General features: G+C 58.6%; 16 protein-coding genes. 14 read left to right on the top strand and 2 right to left on the bottom strand.

What is annotated here, in order from left to right:
* The 12 genes from FX155_RS00760 to FX155_RS00705 all read left to right on the top strand — a co-directional run bounded on the left by FX155_RS00760 (position 1) and on the right by FX155_RS00705 (position 12,556).
* Entirely contained in the window at positions 1-786 is a 786-nt protein-coding gene (locus FX155_RS00760; RefSeq protein ID WP_022487049.1) for a TatD family hydrolase, read from the top strand.
* Positions 787-921: 135 nt separating this feature from the next.
* Positions 922-1,911 (top strand): G5 domain-containing protein, encoded by a 990-nt coding sequence (locus FX155_RS00755; RefSeq protein ID WP_022487048.1) that lies wholly within the window; start codon positions 922-924, stop codon positions 1,909-1,911.
* A 16-nt stretch (positions 1,912-1,927) separates the two neighbouring features.
* Positions 1,928-2,473 carry a ribonuclease M5 gene (rnmV, locus tag FX155_RS00750; RefSeq protein WP_022487047.1) on the top strand — a complete coding sequence of 182 codons (546 nt, stop codon included), beginning with the start codon at positions 1,928-1,930 and terminating at the stop codon, positions 2,471-2,473.
* A 1-nt stretch (position 2,474) separates the two neighbouring features.
* Positions 2,475-3,329, top strand: a complete 855-nt coding sequence (rsmA, locus tag FX155_RS00745; protein ID WP_154487344.1) for a 16S rRNA (adenine(1518)-N(6)/adenine(1519)-N(6))-dimethyltransferase RsmA — start codon at positions 2,475-2,477, stop codon at positions 3,327-3,329.
* The gene (locus FX155_RS00740; protein WP_154487342.1) at positions 3,326-3,586 is read left to right on the top strand and encodes a cysteine-rich small domain-containing protein; all 261 of its coding nucleotides are present in this window, start codon (positions 3,326-3,328) and stop codon (positions 3,584-3,586) included. Before rsmA ends, FX155_RS00740 begins: the two co-directional genes overlap by 4 nt.
* Positions 3,587-3,710: 124 nt before the next feature.
* On the top strand, positions 3,711-4,001 hold the full coding sequence (gene groES, locus FX155_RS00735) for a co-chaperone GroES (RefSeq protein WP_022487044.1): 291 nt from the start codon (positions 3,711-3,713) through the stop codon (positions 3,999-4,001).
* Between the two features lie 73 nt (positions 4,002-4,074).
* The gene (gene groL, locus FX155_RS00730; RefSeq protein ID WP_022487043.1) at positions 4,075-5,706 is read left to right on the top strand and encodes a chaperonin GroEL; all 1,632 of its coding nucleotides are present in this window, start codon (positions 4,075-4,077) and stop codon (positions 5,704-5,706) included.
* Between the two features lie 644 nt (positions 5,707-6,350).
* The gene (gene tpx, locus FX155_RS00725) at positions 6,351-6,860 is read left to right on the top strand and encodes a thiol peroxidase (protein ID WP_154487340.1); all 510 of its coding nucleotides are present in this window, start codon (positions 6,351-6,353) and stop codon (positions 6,858-6,860) included.
* 432 nt (positions 6,861-7,292) lie between these two features.
* Positions 7,293-8,417, top strand: a complete 1,125-nt coding sequence (locus tag FX155_RS00720) for an SLC13 family permease (protein WP_154487338.1) — start codon at positions 7,293-7,295, stop codon at positions 8,415-8,417.
* Between the two features lie 203 nt (positions 8,418-8,620).
* A complete protein-coding gene (gene greA / locus FX155_RS00715) occupies positions 8,621-9,139 on the top strand; it encodes a transcription elongation factor GreA (RefSeq protein ID WP_022488187.1) in 519 nt (172 codons plus the stop codon).
* Between the two features lie 26 nt (positions 9,140-9,165).
* Positions 9,166-11,154, top strand: coding sequence for a lysine--tRNA ligase (lysS, locus tag FX155_RS00710; RefSeq protein WP_022488186.1), 1,989 nt, complete (start codon positions 9,166-9,168; stop codon positions 11,152-11,154).
* Positions 11,155-11,209: 55 nt separating this feature from the next.
* Positions 11,210-12,556, top strand: coding sequence for an MATE family efflux transporter (locus tag FX155_RS00705; RefSeq protein ID WP_154487336.1), 1,347 nt, complete (start codon positions 11,210-11,212; stop codon positions 12,554-12,556).
* Positions 12,557-12,620: 64 nt separating this feature from the next.
* Here the strand turns inward: FX155_RS00705 and ilvD are convergent, their stop codons facing one another.
* Positions 12,621-14,288: a dihydroxy-acid dehydratase gene (gene ilvD / locus FX155_RS00700; RefSeq protein ID WP_154487334.1), complete on the bottom strand. Its 1,668-nt coding sequence runs from the start codon at positions 14,286-14,288 to the stop codon at positions 12,621-12,623.
* 93 nt (positions 14,289-14,381) lie between these two features.
* Complete coding sequence (locus FX155_RS00695) at positions 14,382-16,121, bottom strand: Rqc2 family fibronectin-binding protein (protein ID WP_154487332.1); 1,740 nt, start codon at positions 16,119-16,121, stop codon at positions 14,382-14,384.
* A gap of 103 nt (positions 16,122-16,224) precedes the next feature.
* On the opposite strand from FX155_RS00695, the gene FX155_RS00690 reads away from it, so the two are divergent.
* Positions 16,225-16,848: a hypothetical protein gene (locus FX155_RS00690; protein WP_022488182.1), complete on the top strand. Its 624-nt coding sequence runs from the start codon at positions 16,225-16,227 to the stop codon at positions 16,846-16,848.
* Positions 16,849-16,860: 12 nt separating this feature from the next.
* Entirely contained in the window at positions 16,861-17,757 is an 897-nt protein-coding gene (locus FX155_RS00685; protein WP_195839586.1) for a YicC/YloC family endoribonuclease, read from the top strand.
* Positions 17,758-17,769: the final 12 nt, after the last annotated feature.

Below are 17,769 nucleotides of genomic sequence, written 5' to 3'. Positions count from 1 at the left end.
ATGCATAAGCTTCCTTTGTTCGATACCCACGCCCATGTGGACGTGGAGGATTTTGACGAAGACAGGGAAGAGCTGCTCCGTTCCATCGGAGAGACCATGGCCGGGATCATTGATCCCGGCTGTGACATTCCCAGCTCCCAAACGGCCCTTGCCCTGGCCCACCAGTACCCCTTTGTGTGGGCGGCAGTGGGGATCCATCCGGAAGAGATCAGCCACAGCAGCCTGGAGGACCTGAAACAGATCGAAGCCTGGTGCGCCGATCCCCGGGTGGTGGCCATCGGGGAGATCGGTCTGGATTACTACAACGATGAACATTCCCCCCACGGCCTGCAGCAGGAATTTCTGATCCGCCAGCTGGACCTGGCCCGGAAAACCGGCCTGCCGGTGATCATCCACGACCGGGATTCCCATGAGGACGTGCTCCGGATCATCCGGGAAGAAGGCAAAGGCGTCCGGGGGGTGCTCCACTGCTTTTCCGGGGACTGGGCCATGGCGGAAGAGGCCCTGGCCCTGGGCTGGTACCTGGGGTTCGGGGGCACCAGCACCTTCAAGAACGACCGGGGGGTAAGATCCATCCTGGCCCGGGTGCCGGAAGACCGGATCCTGTTCGAGACCGATTCCCCCTACATGGCCCCTGTGCCCTACCGGGGAAAGCGGAACAACCCTCTGTACACCGCCATTGTGGCAGAGCGGGCGGCGGAACTCCGGGGGACCACACCGGAAAAAATCATGGAAAGTTCAACAAATAATGCGAAAAAGCTGTTTTTCCGTCTCACAAACCAGTAAAACAGCTGTACAGTCTACAAAAACGTCACAAATTACACCTGTCAGAGTGTATAATTTTAGTACCTGGTACTAATTTAATTTTGACAGGAATCGCCTCCTTATGGTATGATGCAAGCACTTTAAGGAGGCGAAACTTTGCGAAAATCACAACCTTTTAAGCGTCCCTACAAGTGGATTGTTGTCTGCCTGCTGCTGGCTGCCAGCGTGAACCTGGTGGGCTTTGCGGCCCAGCCCAAAACCGTGAGCATCAAAGTGGACGGACAGACCATAACCCTGCAGACCAGAGCCCTGACCGTTCAGGGAGCCCTGGAAGAAGCCGGTGTTGTTCTTCAGAAAGCCGACGGATATGAACTGGTCGGCGAAGAGGAAAAACTCAATGATGGAGCTACCATCGAAGTGACCCGGGCCATGCCCGTGAAAGTTTGGAAAGCAGGAAGAACCACCGAATACACCATCGGACGCAAAACCGTGCGAGACGTATTGAATGCCGTGGGAGTGGATTACAAAGGATTCCAGGTCTATCCGGGACTGGACACGGAAGTGACCCCGGACATGACCATCCACATTATTTCTCCCACCAATAAACTGACCACCGAAACCCGGGACATCCCCTATGAAGTGGAGATGCGGAACAATGACAACCTGCCCCGGGGCCGGCAGAATGTGATCTCCCCCGGCCAAAACGGGCAGGAAAAGGTCACCTACCGGGAAATCAAGGTGGGCAGCGAAACCGTAAGACAGGAGCTGAACCGGGAAGTGCTCTCGGAACCGGTCCCTGAAATCGTGGAAGTGGGTACGGGGAACAACCTGAATATGATCGAAACCTCCCGTGGTTTCGTCCGTTACCGCTCTGCCCGGACGGTGGAAGCATCCGCCTACACCATGGCAGAAGGCAGCGGCACAGGGCTCACCTCCACCGGCGTAGTCCCCTATCATGGGGTGGTGGCCGTGGATCCGGACGTGATCCCCTACGGCACTCGAATGTACATCCCCGGCTACGGCTTTGCTGTGGCAGCGGACTGCGGCGGCGCCATCAACGGCAATACCATCGACCTGTTCATGGAAGATTATGGCGATGCCATTTCCTGGGGCCGGCGGGATGTGACTGTGTATTTCTTGGAGTAAAAGACAGGAGAAAATCGTGCTGAAAGAAGTGCTGGTAGTAGAAGGCAAGATGGACACCGTGGCGGTGAAGAAGGCAGTGGATGCTGAGACCATCGAGACCGGGGGATTCACCCTGGCGCCCCATACCCTGGCCCTGATCGAAGCAGCCTACAGGAAACGGGGGATCATCATCATGACCGATCCCGACGGCGCGGGAGAGCGGATCCGGAAATTCTTGACGGAGCGCTTCCCCAAAGCCGGACAGGCTTTTGTGCCCAAGGCGGAGGCCCTGGCCCATCATGATGTGGGCATTGAACAGGCCCAGCCGGAGGCCATCCGGAAAGCCCTGTCCAAGGTCCGTTTCCAGGAAATGGAGCCCCGAAAGGAATTTTCCTCTCGGGACTTGTTTGTTTCCGGGCTGTCAGGGTCTCCGGAGGCGGTGGCCCGGCGGGACAGACTGGGAGCCATCCTGGGCATCGGCTACGGGAATGCCAAGCAGATGGTCCATCGGCTGAACAATTACGGAGTGACCCGGGAGGAATTCCAGGCCGCTCTGGCGGAAATCGACGGGGAAGGGAAATGACATGCTGCATCCAGTGATCGCCAGCCGGGACGTGACCCGGTACATCCTCGATACTTTTGGCCTCCGGGCCAAGAAGAAGTTCGGACAGAACTTTTTGATCAATGAACAGGTGGTCTGGGGGATCGCCCGGGAAGCCCAGGTGGGCCCCGGAGACCTGGTGCTGGAAATCGGCCCGGGAATCGGTACCCTGACCCAGGCCCTGGCGGAGACCGGGGCCCAGGTGAAAAGCGTGGAGATCGACCGGACCCTGCTGCCCGTCCTGGCCAAAACCCTGGAAGGGTATGACAATGTGGAAATCGTCCCCGGGGACGTGCTGAAGGTGGACCTGGGGGAAGTGACGGAGCACCGGCCCTTTACGGTGGCCGCCAACCTGCCCTATTACATCACCACCCCCATCATCTTCGCCCTTTTGGAAGAGGATCTGCCCCTCCAGAGGCTGGTGGTGATGGTCCAGAAGGAAGTGGCGGAGCGGATGATCGCTGCTCCGGGAGGGAAGGATTACGGCCCTCTGTCCCTGGCTCTCCAGTATTATTCCCAGCCCCGGCTGGCCATCCCGGTGCCCGCCCGGGACTTTATGCCCGCCCCCAAGGTGGATTCCATGGTGGTGGTCTGCGACAAACGGGAGCACCCGGCGGTGGATGTTCCGGCGAAGCTGTTCTTCCGGGTGGTGAAGGCGGCCTTTTCCCAGCGGCGGAAAATGCTCAGCAACTGCCTGAAGACCCTGGGCATCACCCCGGACCAGGTGAAGGAACTGCTGGATGGGGCCGGCATCGACGGGAAGCGGAGAGGGGAATCCCTTTCCATGGACGAATTCGGCAGCCTGGCCCAGGCCTACGGGAAGCTGCTGGAACCATGAGCTGCCGGTACAAGTTCTTTGCCCACCGGCAGTGCGAATTCTTTCCCTGCCACAAAGGGGCGGACCCGGACCGGTTCAACTGCCTGTTCTGCTACTGCCCCCTGTACCTGGTGCCGGACTGCGGCGGGGATTTCACCCGGCTGGGAGATGGGAACAAAGACTGCAGCCGCTGCCTTTTGCCCCACGACCCGGACCGGTACGACCAGGTGGTCCGGACCCTGCAGAAAAAAGTTTTCAAGCCTTTTGACAAAAAATAGTCAAAGGGCTTGATTTTTTTTGGAAACATGCTATTATAGATACTGTAGTTAGCACTCCAGTGAAATGAGTGCTAATAAAAATGCAAACAACCCATTGCTCATAGAATGAAAGGGGATACGTAAGATGTTAAAACCTTTGGATGATCATGTTGTAGTTGAACCCATTGTACAAGAAGAAAAAACCAGCAGCGGCATTTACCTGCCGGATACTGCTCACAAAGACAAACCCCAGACCGGCAAAGTGGTTGCCGTAGGCACCGGCCGTCTCCTGGAAAACGGCACCCGGGTCCCTTCTGAAGTGAAGGCAGGGGATGTGGTGGTATTCGCCAAATACTCCGGCAGTGATGTAACCCTGGACGGGAAAGACTACATCATCCTGAGAGACAGCGATATCCTGGCGGTTGTGGAAGACTGAAAGCTTTCCTCCGTCCCGTATCTGGTAGAAAATACCAAACCGTACATTATCTGGAATTAAGGAGTCGATCAATATGGCTAAACTGATTAAATTTGATGAAGATGCCCGCCGTGGCTTGGAACGGGGTGTCAATGCCCTGGCTGATGCCGTAAAGGTAACCCTGGGGCCCAAAGGCCGGAACGTTGTACTGGAAAAGAAATTCGGTTCTCCCACCATCACCAACGATGGGGTAACCATTGCCAAGGATATTGAACTGGAAGATCCGTTCGAAAACATGGGCGCCGCCCTGGTCCGTGAAGTGGCCACCAAGACCAACGACATCGCCGGCGACGGTACCACCACTGCTACGGTGCTGGCCCAGTCCATCGTCCATGAAGGGATGAAGAACGTGGTGGCCGGTGCCAACCCCATGGTCCTGAAGAAAGGGATCAAGAAAGCCACCGATGCCCTGGTTGACGAACTGAAGAAGAGCGCCAAGGCTGTCAGCACCAAGGAAGAAAAGGCACAGGTTGCCTCCATTTCCGCCGGTGATGAAGAAATCGGCGGGCTGATCGCCGATGCCATGGAAAAAGTGGGCAACGACGGCGTAATCACCGTGGAAGAATCCAAGACCATGGACACCTCCCTGGAAACCGTAAAAGGCATGCAGTTCGACCGTGGGTACATCTCCCCTTACATGGTAACGGATCCTGACAAGATGGAAGCCGTTATGAGCAACCCGTACGTATTCATTACGGACCGGAAGATTACCCTGATCAACGACATTATGCCCGTACTGGAAAAGGTTGTACAACAGGGCCGTGAACTGCTGATCATCGCTGAAGACGTGGAAGGGGAAGCCCTGGCTACCCTGGTTGTGAACCGTCTGCGTGGCACCTTCAAGGCTGTGGCTGTAAAGGCTCCTGGCTTCGGTGACCGCCGGAAGGCCATGCTCCAGGATATCGCCACCCTCACCGGTGCTACGGTCATCAGTGAAGAAGTGGGCCGGAAACTGGACAGCGCTACCCTGGCTGACCTGGGTACTGCCGGTCAGGTACGGGTAACCAAGGACATGACCACCATCGTTGACGGCGGCGGCGACAAACAGGCTGTGGCTGACCGGATTGCCTCCATCAAGGCCCAGATCCCTGCCACCACCTCTCAGTTCGACAAGGAAAAACTCCAGGAACGCTTGGCCAAACTGTCCGGCGGCGTAGCTGTGATCAAGGTTGGTGCTGCTACCGAAACCGAACTGAAAGACAAGAAACTCCGTATCGAAGATGCCCTGAACGCCACCCGTGCTGCTGTGGCTGAAGGCATTGTGGCCGGCGGCGGCACCGCTCTGCTGCAGGTACAGCCGGTTCTGGACGAACTGGAAGCCAAGGCTGACGGTGATGAAAAGACCGGTATCGATATTGTAAGACGGGCCATTGAAGCACCGGTACGGCAAATCGCCAACAACGCCGGCCTGGAAGGCGCCGTCATCGTGGAAGCTGTGAAGAAGGCTGCCAAAGGCACCGGCTTCAACGCTGCCACCGAAGAATATGTGGATATGATCAAAGCCGGTATCGTGGATCCCTGCAAAGTAACCCGCAGTGCTCTCCAGAACGCCGCTTCCATCGCTTCCATGATCCTGACCACGGAAGCCGTAGTAGCCGACAAACCGGCTGAAAAAGGCGCCGCAGCAGCCCCTGCCATGGGCGCTGGGATGCCTGGAATGATGTGAGATCAGACCTGAACAGGCACAACGAAATCCCCCTGGGAAACCAGGGGGATTTTTTGCGCCTAATGTCAAAGGAGACCATTTGCCGGGGGCAAATGGTTTTGAAGGGAAACGCAGCCCGTTGGGCTGCTAACCCACCACCATTGCGCAGGCGCAACGGTCCCCCGCCCTTGCAAAGGGCGGATAACAAGTACACGGGCTTCGCCCTTGTACTCAAATAAGCAATGGGTCCATGGACCCAGCCTATATCCGCCCTTTGCAAGGGCGTAAGCAGGGAGCATCCGCTTCAGCGGATAGCGAGGTCGCTTATGCCGTAGCTGGGGACCAGCCGCAAGGCTGGTGGTGGGTTAGGCGCCGCAATACCCGGCGCCGTCCTCCTTCCTGCACCGGCCCTTGGGGGACCTGGTCCCAACGACCGGAGAAGACTCCCAGACCCCAACGCCGTAGGGGCTCGCCGTAGGCAAGCCCGACCCGGCCGCCCAAGGGGCTGTGTCCCCTGGCAAGGGGGGAAGGACCCGGGGCAGCGGGTAGGGGGTTCTTTCCACCAATCTTTTACAAAATTCTATTTACGAATCATTCTTAAAATGCTATACTATATCTATACCAACAAACTATCCATTCTGATCATATAGAGGAGGAATTTCAATATGGAAAAACGTACCGTAACCTTTGCCGGCGACCCTGTGGCCCTGGTGGGGCCGGAAGTGAAAGTGGGCCAGCAGGCTCCTGATTTCAAACTCATCGACAACAAACTGGGGGAAAAGACCCTGAAGGATTATGAAGGGAAGATCAAAGTGATCTCCGTGGTGCCTTCCCTGGATACCGGGGTCTGCGACGCCCAGACCCGCTGGTTCAATCAGGATGTCACCGGCCTGTCCGAAGATGTGGTGGTGCTCACGGTCTCCATGGACCTGCCCTTTGCCCAGGCCCGCTGGTGCGGCGCCGCCGGGGTGGAAAACGTGGTGACCCTGTCCGATCACCGGGACGCTTCCTTCGGGAAGAACTACGGCTTCCTCATGGACGGCCTGCGGCTGGAAGCCCGGGGGGTCGTGGTCATCGACAAAAACGACAAAGTGACCTACGTGGAATACGTCCCCGAAGTGACCCATGCCATCAATTTCGACGGAGTGCTGGCTGCAGTGAAGGGGATGCTGTAAGAACAGCCAACAGTCACTAGCCACTAGTCGGCAGCCAAAGGAAAGAACCCGCCTTTTGGGGGCGGGTTCTTTTTATGGGAAAACGTCTCACGCCAAAGGAGACCATTTGCCGGGGGCAAAGGGTCCTGAAGGGAAAACCGGAGGCCACGGAAGGGCGGGCCTGGGGCACGCCCCTACGGCTTCAGGGCCGGAGGTTCACAACAACGGCCAGAGAAACGGATTCTCCGACAACCCCGTCCCCACATTTCCATGGAGACTCCCCGACCCCAACGCCGTAGGGGCTTGCCGAAGGCAAGCCCGACCCGGCCGCCGGTCGGGCCCATCCCTTCAACGCCAAATGGGTCCGCATTTGGCTTCCCCCGGCCATTGACCATTGACCACATTGACGGCCCCGCCCCGGCGGGGCCCTTCCCAACCGAAAGGACGACCTCCATGAACTTCTTCTTCCATACTCTTTTCCCCTGGATCCGCGCCAACACCATCCTTTTCCTGGCCTCCCTGGGGGCCCTGCTGTCCTTTGGGGCGGTGCCTCCTTCCCGGGCTCTGGTGGGGGCCCTCAACCTGCCGGTACTGGCCCTTCTGTTCTGCCTTATGGGGGTGATCGGGGGTCTGCGGGAAACGGGCTTCTTTGACAGGCTCCTGGACCATCTCCTGGAAAGGCTGTCCACCACCCGGCAATTGGGGGCGGTGCTGGTGTTTGCCTGCTTCTTCGGCAGCATGTGGGTCACCAACGACGTGGCCCTGATCACCTTCGTCCCCTTTGCCCTCCTCAGCCTGGCCGGGCAGACAACGGAAAAACAGACAGCCCGGATCATCATCCTCCAGACCCTGGCCGCCAACCTGGGGAGTATGGTCACCCCGGTGGGGAATCCCCAGAACCTGTACCTGTACTTCCATTATCAGATGGAACTGGGGGGATTCCTGGCCCTGCTGCTGCCCTACACCCTGGTGTCCCTGGGGATGCTGGCCCTGGGGGTGGTCCTGTGGGTGCCCTGCCGGCCTCTGGAAAAACGGGGGAGGGGGGAACCCGGGAAAGGGAGCCCCGGGAAATACGGAAAGCTCCTGGGGTTCCTGTTCTGTCTGTGCCTTTTGACCGTGGCCCATGTGCTGGACTGGCGGGTGACCCTGGGGGCGGTGACCCTGGGGATCCTGGCCGTCCGGCCCCGGTGGTTCCGGTGGGTGGATTACCGGCTGCTGGGGACTTTTGTGGCCTTTTTTGTGCTGATCGGGAACCTGGGCCAGATCCCGGCCTTCCGGCAGCTGCTGATTTCCTTTCTGGAGGGGCGGGAATTTTTTACGGCCCTTCTGGCCAGCCAGGTGATCAGCAACGTGCCGGCGGCGGTGCTGCTGTCCGGGTTCACGGACAACGGCCGGGCCCTGGTGCTGGGTACGGACATCGGGGGCCTGGGGACCCTGATCGCCTCCATGGCCAGCCTGATTTCCTACGGGTATTATGTACGCCGCTACCCCTGGCTCCAGGGATATTATCTGAAGGCATTCACCCTGGCCAACCTGGCCTTCCTGGTGCCCCTGGCGGGGATGGCAGCGGTTCTGTAGGGGCCCGCCCGGAGAGGGCCCATCCCTTCAACGCCAAATGGGTCCGCATTTGGCCTCCTCCGGCCATTGACAATTGACAATTGACCATTGACCATTGACGGCCCCGCCCCGGCGGGGCCTTTCCCATTGACAACCCCCCGGAAAAACTCTATAATTTACAAGATATGGTAATAGCCAAAAAGCCTATAAAGGAGTCGTGAAACATGGCTGAACAAACAATTTTGACCGAAGAAGGTCTCAAAAAATTAGAAGACGAACTGGATTATCTCCGTTCCGAGAAACGGCAGCAGGTGGCCGAACGGCTGAAGGTTGCCATTTCTTACGGGGACATCAGCGAAAACTCCGAATATGACGATGCCAAAAACGAACAGGCCTTTGTGGAAGGCCGGATCCTGACCCTGGAAAACATGATCCGGAATGCCAAGATCATCAAGGATTCCGACATTACCAAAAACGTGGTTTCCCTGGGCTGCAAGGTGAAGATCGAAGACATGGAAACCCATGATCAGGAAGAATACACCGTGGTAGGGACCACCGAAGCCGACCCTATGGCCGAACCGCCCCGGATCTCCAATGAATCCCCGGTGGGCAAAGCCATCCTGGGCCAGAAGGTGGGTTCCGTGGTGAAGGTCACCACCCCCATCGGTGAACTGGACTACAAGATTGTAGCCGTAAGCCGTCCCGGCGCTGCCAAAAAGGCTGCCGCCAAGGACGCAAAATAATTTCGCAAAGAATCAGGAGGGTTTTCATGTCCGACGAAAAGAAGAACCAACCGGACGTAGAGAAGGAAGCACTGGCGGACGAAGACGTCAATGAACAGATGCAGGTCCGTCTGGATAAAATGCACAAACTGGAAGAAAAGGGCATCCTGCCCTTTGGCCATGCCTATCAGTGGACCCATCACACCAAAGAAGTCCATGACCAGGTGGATGCCATGGAAGCTGCCGGCACTGTAGTGAAAGTGGCCGGCCGTCTCCTGGCCATCCGGGGCCACGGCAAGACCTGTTTCATGGATCTCCAGGACAAGACCGGCAAGATCCAGCTGTATGTCCGGAAGGACGAACTGGGCGAAGAAGCCTACAGCGTGGTGAAACTGCTGGATATCGGGGATATCGTAGGGGTGGAAGGCACCGTGTTCAAGACCCATATGGGGGAACCCTCCATCCGGGTCCAGAAACTGGAATTCCTCTCCAAGGCCCTGAAACCCCTGCCGGAAAAATGGCATGGGCTGAAAGATAAGGAAATCCGCTACCGTCAGCGGTATGTGGATCTGATCGTGAACCCGGAAGTCCGGGATGTGTTCGTGAAACGGACCCAGATCATCAAGTGCATTCGGCAGGTGCTGGACGACCAGGGGTATCTGGAAGTGGAAACCCCTGTGCTGAACACCATCTCCGGGGGCGCCACCGCACGGCCCTTCATTACCCATCACAATGCCCTGGACATCGACCTGTATCTCCGGATCGCCACGGAACTGAACCTGAAGCGTCTGGTGGTAGGGGGCCTGGAACGGGTGTACGAACTGGGCCGGGTGTTCCGGAACGAAGGGATGGACATCAAACACAACCCGGAATTCACCACCCTGGAATGTTATGAAGCCTTCGGGGATTTCAACACCATGATGGACCTGACGGAAAAGATCGTCACCACCTGTGCGGAAAAGGTCCTGGGGACCCTGAAGATCCAGTATGAAGGCACGGAAATCGACCTGACCGGGCCCTGGCCCCGGATGTCCATGATCGACGCTGTGAAGAAATACAGCGGCAAGGACTTCACCGGCGTCAAGGACGTGGAAGTGGCCCGGCAGCTGGCCAAAGAAGCCGGTGTGGCTGTGGAACCCGCCTGGGGCGTGGGCAAGATCATCAACGCCTTCTTCGATGAATTCGTGGAAAAGAACCTGATCCAGCCCATTTTCATCACCGGCCATCCCAAGGAAATCTCTCCTCTGGCCAAGAGCAGTGTGGCGGATCCGGACATCACCGACCGTTTCGAAGGGTACATCTTCGGCCGGGAACTGTGCAACGGCTTCACCGAACTGAACGATCCTCTGGACCAGAAGGAACGGTTCGAAAAACAAGTGGAAGAACGGAATGCCGGGGATGACGAAGCCGGGATGATGGACGAAGACTTCATCAACGCCCTGATGCACGGCCTGCCTCCTACAGGGGGCCTGGGCATTGGCATCGACCGCCTGGTAATGTTCCTGACGGGGGCTGTGTCCATCCGTGACGTGCTGCTGTTCCCCACCATGAAGCCTCTGGACGGTGGGAAGAACGAAGCAGCCAAGGCCCCTGCCGCCGCTCCTGTGGCAGCCGAAACTGCTGCAGCTCCGGCTTTCGAAACGGTGGCACCGGAAAAGATCGACTTCTCCAACGTGACCATCGAACCGCTCTTCACCGACTATGTGGATTTCGACAAGTTTGCAGACTGCGATTTCCGGGTGGTGAAGGTGAAGGACTGCTTCGCCGTGCCCAAGAGCAAGAAGCTGCTCCAGTTCACCCTGGACGACGGCACCGGCACCGACCGGACCATCCTCAGCGGCATCAAGGCCTACTACGATCCGGAAGACCTGATCGGCAAGACCTGTGTGGCCATTGTGAACCTGCCGCCCCGGAAGATGATGGGCATCGAATCCTGCGGGATGCTGCTCAGCGCGGAACATATGGAAGGGGAAGAACGGAAACTCCATCTCCTGATGCTGGATCCCCATATCCCCGCCGGCGCGAAATTGTGCTGATAAAAAGGGCTGTTGCGTGAGCAACAGCCCCTTTTTTCTATGAGGTGTGACAACCATGCAAAAAGACATGACCCGGGGACCCATCCTTCCCCTGATCCTGGAATTCCTTTTCCCCATGTTCGTGGGCAACGTGTTCCAGCAGCTGTACAACATGGCGGATATGATCATCGTAGGCCGGTATGTGGGGGCCGGGGCTCTGGCGGCCGTAGGCTCCACCGGCACCCTGATGTTCCTGGTCCTGGGCTTTGCCCTGGGGATCACCGCCGGTTTCGGCATCCTCACCTCCCAGCGGTTTGGGGCCAGGGATGAGGCCGGGGTCCGCCGGAGCGTAGCCAACGGCACCCTTCTGGCGCTGCTCCTTTCCGGAGCCATGACACTTTTGAGCACCGCCGCCGTGCCCTGGCTCCTGGAACTGTTGAACACGCCGGCGGATATCTGGAACGATGCCCGGACTTACATCACCATCATTTTCCAGGGGCTTTTCACCAACGTATTCTACAACATGGCTTCCGTGTTCCTCCGGTCCGTGGGGAACAGCAAAGCCCCGTTGTTCTTCCTGGTGTTTTCCGCCTGCCTCAATGTGGGGCTGGATCTGCTGCTGATCATCCAGTTTGGCATGGGAGTAGCCGGGGCGGCCCTGGCCACGGTGGTGAGCCAGGGGCTCTCCGTGCTCCTGTGCCTGGTGTACATCCTGAAAAAAGTCCCGGTACTGGTGCCGGAGAAACAGGACTGGGGACTGTACCGGTATGAGACCCGGGAACAGCTCCGGATGGGGGTGCCCATGGCTCTCCAGTTTTCCATCACCGCCTCCGGGATCATGATTGCCCAGTCTGCCATCAACCTGTTCGGTTCCACCGCTGCCGCGGCTTATACGGCGGCTTCCAAGGTATCCATGCTGCTGACCCAGGGGTGTCTGTCCATGGGCCAGACCATGGCCACCTATGCAGGCCAGAATTTCGGCCGGGGAGACCTGGAACGGATCCGCCTGGGGGTGAAGAAATCCCTCCGGGTGATGGCCCTGTATTCGGTGCTGGCGGCGGTGGTGCTCCACTATCTGCTGCCTTGGCTCATGGGCTTCTTCTTTTCCGGGGATACGGACCCGGCGGCCCTTATGCCCTGGGCCCAAACCTATGGAGACATTGCCATGTGGTTCTACCTGCCCCTGAGCAGCATCTTCATTTACCGGAACGCCATGCAGGGGGTGGGGTACGCCCTGGCGCCCACCCTGTGCGGGGTGGTGGAACTGGCCGCCCGGGGCGGCACGGCCCTTCTGGGCATGCACACCCACAGCTACGCCATCTCCGCCGCCTGCGACCCCATGGCTTGGCTGACCGCCGGCCTGTTCGCCTGGTGTGCCTGGCAGTGGGTGATGAAGGATATGGAGAGAAAAAAGGGGGTGTGAAAAGATTCACACCCCAATCGTGGAAAAAAAGACTGGCGCCGTAGGCGCCAGTCTTTTTTTATCCTTAATTAAACTTCAGCACCGCTCCCTGTGCTGCGGAGGACACCAGGGAAGCGTACCGGGCCAGGTAGCCCTTCTTCACCTTGGGTTCCGGGCACACCCAGTTTTCCTTCCGCTTGGCCAGCTCTTCGTCGCTGACCCGCACGTTCAGGGTCCGGTTGGGGATATCGATGTCGATGATGTCCCCTTCTTCGATCAGGGCGATATTGCCCCCTTCCCGGGCTTCCGGGGAGATGTGGCCGATGCAGGCCCCCTGGGTGGCTCCGGAGAACCGGCCGTCAGTGAGGAGCGCCACGGATTTCCCCAGGCCCATGCCGGTGATCACGGCGGTGGGGTTCAGCATTTCCCGCATCCCCGGGCCGCCCTTGGGCCCTTCGTAGCGGATCACCACCACATCACCCGGGTTGATCTTCTTGCCCACAATGGCTTCGATGGCTTCGTCTTCGGAGTTGAACACCCGGGCGGGACCGGAATGTTTCAGCATTTCCGGAGCCACGGCGCTTTCCTTCACCACAGAGCAGTCCTGGGCGATGTTCCCTTTCAGCACGGCGATGCCCCCGGTTTTCCGGATGGGGTCCTTCACCGTGTGGATCACTTCCGGACGGAGAATCTTGGCGCCCTTGATGTTCTGGCCTACGGTCTTGCCGGTGACGGTGAGGCAGTCCTTTTCAATGAGTCCGTGCTTGGCCAGTTCGTTCATCACTGCCCGGATGCCCCCGGCTTCTTCCACATCCACCATGTGGAAGGTGCCACCTGGGCTTAGCTTGGTCAGGTAGGGGGTCTTCTTGCTGATTTCGTCGAATTCTTCCAGGGTCAGGTCCACCCCGGCTTCATGGGCAATGGCCGGCAGGTGGAGGCAGGTATTGGTGGAGCCCCCCATGGCCATGTCTACGGTAATGGCGTTCTTGAAGGCCTTGGCGGTCATGATGTCCCGGGGCCGGATGTTCTTGGCCAGCATTTCCATTACCTGTTTCCCGGCCTGTTTGGCCAAGGCGATCCGGGCACCCTGGTAGGCGGCAGGGATGGTGCCGTTGCCCGGCAGGCCCATGCCCAGCACTTCCGTCAGGGAGTTCATGGTGTTGGCGGTAAAGAGCCCGGCACAGGAGCCGCAGCCCGGGCAGGCGCAGTGTTCGATGGCAGACAGTTCCTGTTTGCTGATTTTCCCGGCTTCAAACCGGCCGGCGGCTTCGAACACGGTGCTGACGCTGATGTCCTTCCCCTGGTACCGGCCCGGGAGCATGGGGCCCCCGCTGACCACCACCGTAGGGATGTTCAGCCGGGCAGCGGCCATGAGCATCCCGGGAACGATCTTGTCGCAGTTGGGGATCAGCACCAGGGCGTCAAAGGCATGGCCGTTGGCCACCGCTTCGATGCTGTCCGCCACCAGCTCCCGGCTGGCCAGCGGGTATTTCATCCCGTCATGGCCCATGGCGATCCCGTCGCAGATACCGATGGCAGGGAATTCAATGGGGGTGCCGCCGTTTTCCAGCACACCATATTTAACGGCCTTGGCGATCCGGTCCAGATCCATATGGCCGGGAATGATTTCATTCTGGGCATTGCAGATGCCGATGAGCGGCTTTTTCAATTCATCTTCCGTATATCCCATGGCATAGAACAGAGAGCGGTGGGCCGCCCGGGTGGAACCTTTTTTCACTGTTGTACTTCTCATAGTATTCCTCTTTTCCCTCATGTACTGGCGTTTCCGCCGTAATATAACCAATACTGTAACACGATGGGAAAAGAGTGTCAACGAAAAGCAGAATCAGTCCTTTTTGACGTGGACAGTTGTACAAGGTTTTACATATAGGGTGGTCTGGCCCGTGTAGATCACGAATCCGGGCTTGGCTCCGGAGGGCTTTTTCACCAGCCGTTTCTCCGCATAATCCACCGGCACCCGGTCGGCGTTCCGTCCCTTGCTGTACCCGGCAGCCAGCTGGGCGGCGGCCAGGATGTCCTCTTCCCGGGGCTGGGGCAGGGTGGTCTTTAAGATCACATGGGACCCGGGGATGTTCTTGGCATGGAACCACAGGTCGCTGCCCCGGCCCAGCTTGAAGGTCACATAATCGTTCTGCCGGTTGTTCTTTCCAATATAAAGGAAGGTGTCCGGGGTGAGCTGGACCTTCAGGGGGGTGGACCGGCTCTGGGAAGGCTGTTTCTTCCGGGGCTGGGGCAAAAGGCCCAGGGAGATGATCTCCTGTTTGATCTCCCCGATCTCCCCTTTGGTGGAGGCGGTTTCCAGGGACACTTCCAGGCTCTGGAGGTATTCCAGCAGATCGTTGGCCTCTTTCTGCTGCTGCTGGATCTCTCCCACCGCCCGTTTGAACTTGTTGTACCGTTTGTAGTAGGCCTGGGCGTTTTCCATGGGGGTCAGTTCCGGAGCCAGGGCGATCTTCAGCTTCTTTCCGTCGTAGAGACTGTCCAGTTCACAGGAAGTCTGGCCCTTTTTCAGGGACCAGCCGTAGGCCATCAGGGTGTCCGCCATGATCTTCTGGGTTTCGGCGTTTTCCGCTTTGGCCAGGTCCTGGGCCAGGTATTTCAGCTTCTTTTCCGTCTTGGCTTCCTGGCTGGCCACCACCTTGGTGAGTAGGTCCTTTTCCGGAATCTGGACCGGCACCAGGGAAGCGCTGTAGGCCTGGGCCGCCAGCAGGGAGGGGAACACCTTCCGGGTCCATTCCGGATGGGTCTGGGGCTCATAGGGCACCAGGTTCTTCATCCGGTTCCGGCTGTCGATCTGGGCCACCACGGTCGGGTCCGTGCCTTCCAGACGCTGACGGATCTCCTGCTGGATGGCTCCGATGGCCTGTTCCACCTTTTGGGCCCCTTCCAGGTCCATAAGATTCACCGGTCCCGTAAAGCCGCTGCGCAGTTCCACTTCCTGGGCGGTGTATTTCCCGATCCCCTGGGTGGCGGCAATGAGCCCCTGGACCAGACTCACATCCCCCTGGGCCACAGCAGCCTCCCGGATGGCGTGAGGGTCCGCCTGGAGAAAATCCAGGCCTTCCTGGGCAGGGGGCAGGGTGTAGGGCAGGTTGGGAAGGATCTGCCGGACCCGGCTCTGGGCTTTTGTTACATGCCGGAGAGCGTCCAGGATGATTCCCTTTTCGTCGGTGAAGATGATGTTGCTGTTCTTCCCGGTAAGTTCCAGGATCAGGTGTTTGGTGATGATCTTCCGTTCCGCCCCGATGAGATCCACATCCAATGTGAGGATCCGGTCCAGGCCCTTTTGGGTCACCCGGGCGATCCGGCCTTCCTCCAGGTGCTTCCGCAGCAGCATGCAGAAGCTGGGGGGCAGGTCCGGCCGCTCCGGCAGGGTCTCCGGCAGGGTGATGAGAGGGGAGGCCCCGTTCATGTCGATCAAAAGATTCACCGTACGGTTCAGCCGGTTCACCTGCAGCAGCAGGGATTCACGGCTGGGCATGAAGATCTTGAAAATTTTTCCGCCGCTTAAAGCTCCTGTCAGTTCCCGGGTCAGGAGCTGCAGGGCAATACCTTCCAGATTCATGGTTTCCTCCAATATTTGCAGTGTTTCGTTAAATTCGTTATAATATATTGATTAGTATAAACCGTATTGGACTTTTCGGTCAAACCATAGAGGAGAGGATACCATGAAAAAAATCGGAACTCTGACAGCGGCCCTGCTGCTGCTCACCCAGCCCGCCTTCGCCATGCTTCCCCTGACGCCCACCACCATCCAGGCCGCCCAGGTCTACGGCGTGGAACGGAAGGGGGCGTCCCTGGGAGAGCTGCTGGCTCCCTGGACTGTCTACGACCGGAAGCAGATGAATCCCTACGGCCTCCGGGAACGGGTGGTGGTCTATACCCCCTTCCTGACGGCGGCGGTGGATGCCCGGCAGACCGCAGCGGACGGGGGCACCCCCAGTGTGCCCCAGGGCATGAAGGTGGCCAAACAGTATGACGGAGTGCTGGCCCTGGGTCTCAACCTGAGCACCAGTGTGAAACTGGAGCCCAGGAACCTGAAACTGCGGATGTACCAGGGCCAGAATGTGCTGGAACCCTATGCCTGCAACCTGAACAATGCCTCCCAGCGGGACATGCAGATCCTCAACAAGCAGTCCGGGGAACTGGAGGACAACAATGTGTGGGATCTCCAGTACTTCGTCTATTTCGACCTGTCCAAGGTGGACCCCAACCGGACCATGGTGCTGGCGGCCACCGATGAATACGCCGGTACCCGGGAATTTGTGCTGAAGCTGCCCAATATGAACTAAGGGGGAAGGGACATGGTACAGAGCATGACCGGCTACGGCCGGGGCGCCTGGGAAGAAAAGGACTTTTCCTTCCAGATCGAGATCAAGACCGTGAACCACCGGTATGCGGAGCTGGCCCTCCGGCTGCCCCGGTTCCTGAACCCGGTGGAAAACCGGATCCGGAAGCAGTTGCTGGGGAAAATCAGCCGGGGCCATGCCGATGTGTTCGTGACAGCGGTGTATACCGGGACGGAAGGCCGTCAGGTAAAAGTTGACAAAGGGCTGGCAAAGGCTTATCATGATAGTTTGAAAGAACTTGCGCACCTGCTGGGATCCACTGAAGAAGCTTCCCGGCAGGACCTGTTTTTCATAGCCGGCTGTGAGGATGTGCTGGTGCCGGAAGAAGGAACGGTGGATCTGGACCGGCTGTGGCCCGGGATGGAACAGGCCATCAGAGAAGCCCTGGACCGGCTGCTGGCCATGCGGAAGGCGGAAGGGGAACAACTGGCCGCCGACCTGGAAAAACGGATTGGCACCATCGAGACCCAGCTGGGGACCATCGAAACCCGGGCCCCGGAAACGGTGGCGGAATACCGGGAAAGAATCACCGGTCAGCTCCGGGACCTGCTCCAGGAAGCCGGGGCAGGGCCTCTGGACGAGGGACGGGTGATCCAGGAGGCGGCCCTTTACGCGGACCGGGTGAATGTGACGGAAGAAACCGTCCGGCTCCGCAGCCATCTCCGGCAGTTCCGGCAGCTGCTCCAAAAGGAGGAACCGGTGGGACGGCGGATGGATTTCCTGGTCCAGGAAATGAACCGGGAAGCCAACACCATAGCCTCCAAGGCAGGGGATGCCCGGATCATCCAGACCATTGTGGATATGAAAAGCGAAATCGAGAAGGTAAGAGAACAGATCCAGAATATACAATAAGAGTAGGAGAGA

It is taken from the genome of Acidaminococcus fermentans (assembly GCF_009696675.1).
Lineage (GTDB): Bacteria > Bacillota > Negativicutes > Acidaminococcales > Acidaminococcaceae > Acidaminococcus.
This window is presented reverse-complemented; position numbering and strand designations above follow the sequence as displayed.

What these genes read in the sequence shown, in the direction of transcription:
- FX155_RS00760 (WP_022487049.1), top strand. Translation starts at nt 1, where the DNA reads ATGCATAAGCTTCCTTTGTTCGATACCCACGCCCATGTGGACGTGGAG.
- rsmA (WP_154487344.1), top strand. Translation starts at nt 2,475, where the DNA reads ATGCTGCATCCAGTGATCGCCAGCCGGGACGTGACCCGGTACATCCTC.
- FX155_RS00740 (WP_154487342.1), top strand. Translation starts at nt 3,326, where the DNA reads ATGAGCTGCCGGTACAAGTTCTTTGCCCACCGGCAGTGCGAATTCTTT.
- groES (WP_022487044.1), top strand. Translation starts at nt 3,711, where the DNA reads ATGTTAAAACCTTTGGATGATCATGTTGTAGTTGAACCCATTGTACAA.
- groL (WP_022487043.1), top strand. Translation starts at nt 4,075, where the DNA reads ATGGCTAAACTGATTAAATTTGATGAAGATGCCCGCCGTGGCTTGGAA.
- tpx (WP_154487340.1), top strand. Translation starts at nt 6,351, where the DNA reads ATGGAAAAACGTACCGTAACCTTTGCCGGCGACCCTGTGGCCCTGGTG.
- FX155_RS00720 (WP_154487338.1), top strand. Translation starts at nt 7,293, where the DNA reads ATGAACTTCTTCTTCCATACTCTTTTCCCCTGGATCCGCGCCAACACC.
- greA (WP_022488187.1), top strand. Translation starts at nt 8,621, where the DNA reads ATGGCTGAACAAACAATTTTGACCGAAGAAGGTCTCAAAAAATTAGAA.
- lysS (WP_022488186.1), top strand. Translation starts at nt 9,166, where the DNA reads ATGTCCGACGAAAAGAAGAACCAACCGGACGTAGAGAAGGAAGCACTG.
- FX155_RS00705 (WP_154487336.1), top strand. Translation starts at nt 11,210, where the DNA reads ATGCAAAAAGACATGACCCGGGGACCCATCCTTCCCCTGATCCTGGAA.
- ilvD (WP_154487334.1), bottom strand. Translation starts at nt 14,288, where the DNA reads ATGAGAAGTACAACAGTGAAAAAAGGTTCCACCCGGGCGGCCCACCGC.
- FX155_RS00695 (WP_154487332.1), bottom strand. Translation starts at nt 16,121, where the DNA reads ATGAATCTGGAAGGTATTGCCCTGCAGCTCCTGACCCGGGAACTGACA.
- FX155_RS00690 (WP_022488182.1), top strand. Translation starts at nt 16,225, where the DNA reads ATGAAAAAAATCGGAACTCTGACAGCGGCCCTGCTGCTGCTCACCCAG.
- FX155_RS00685 (WP_195839586.1), top strand. Translation starts at nt 16,861, where the DNA reads ATGGTACAGAGCATGACCGGCTACGGCCGGGGCGCCTGGGAAGAAAAG.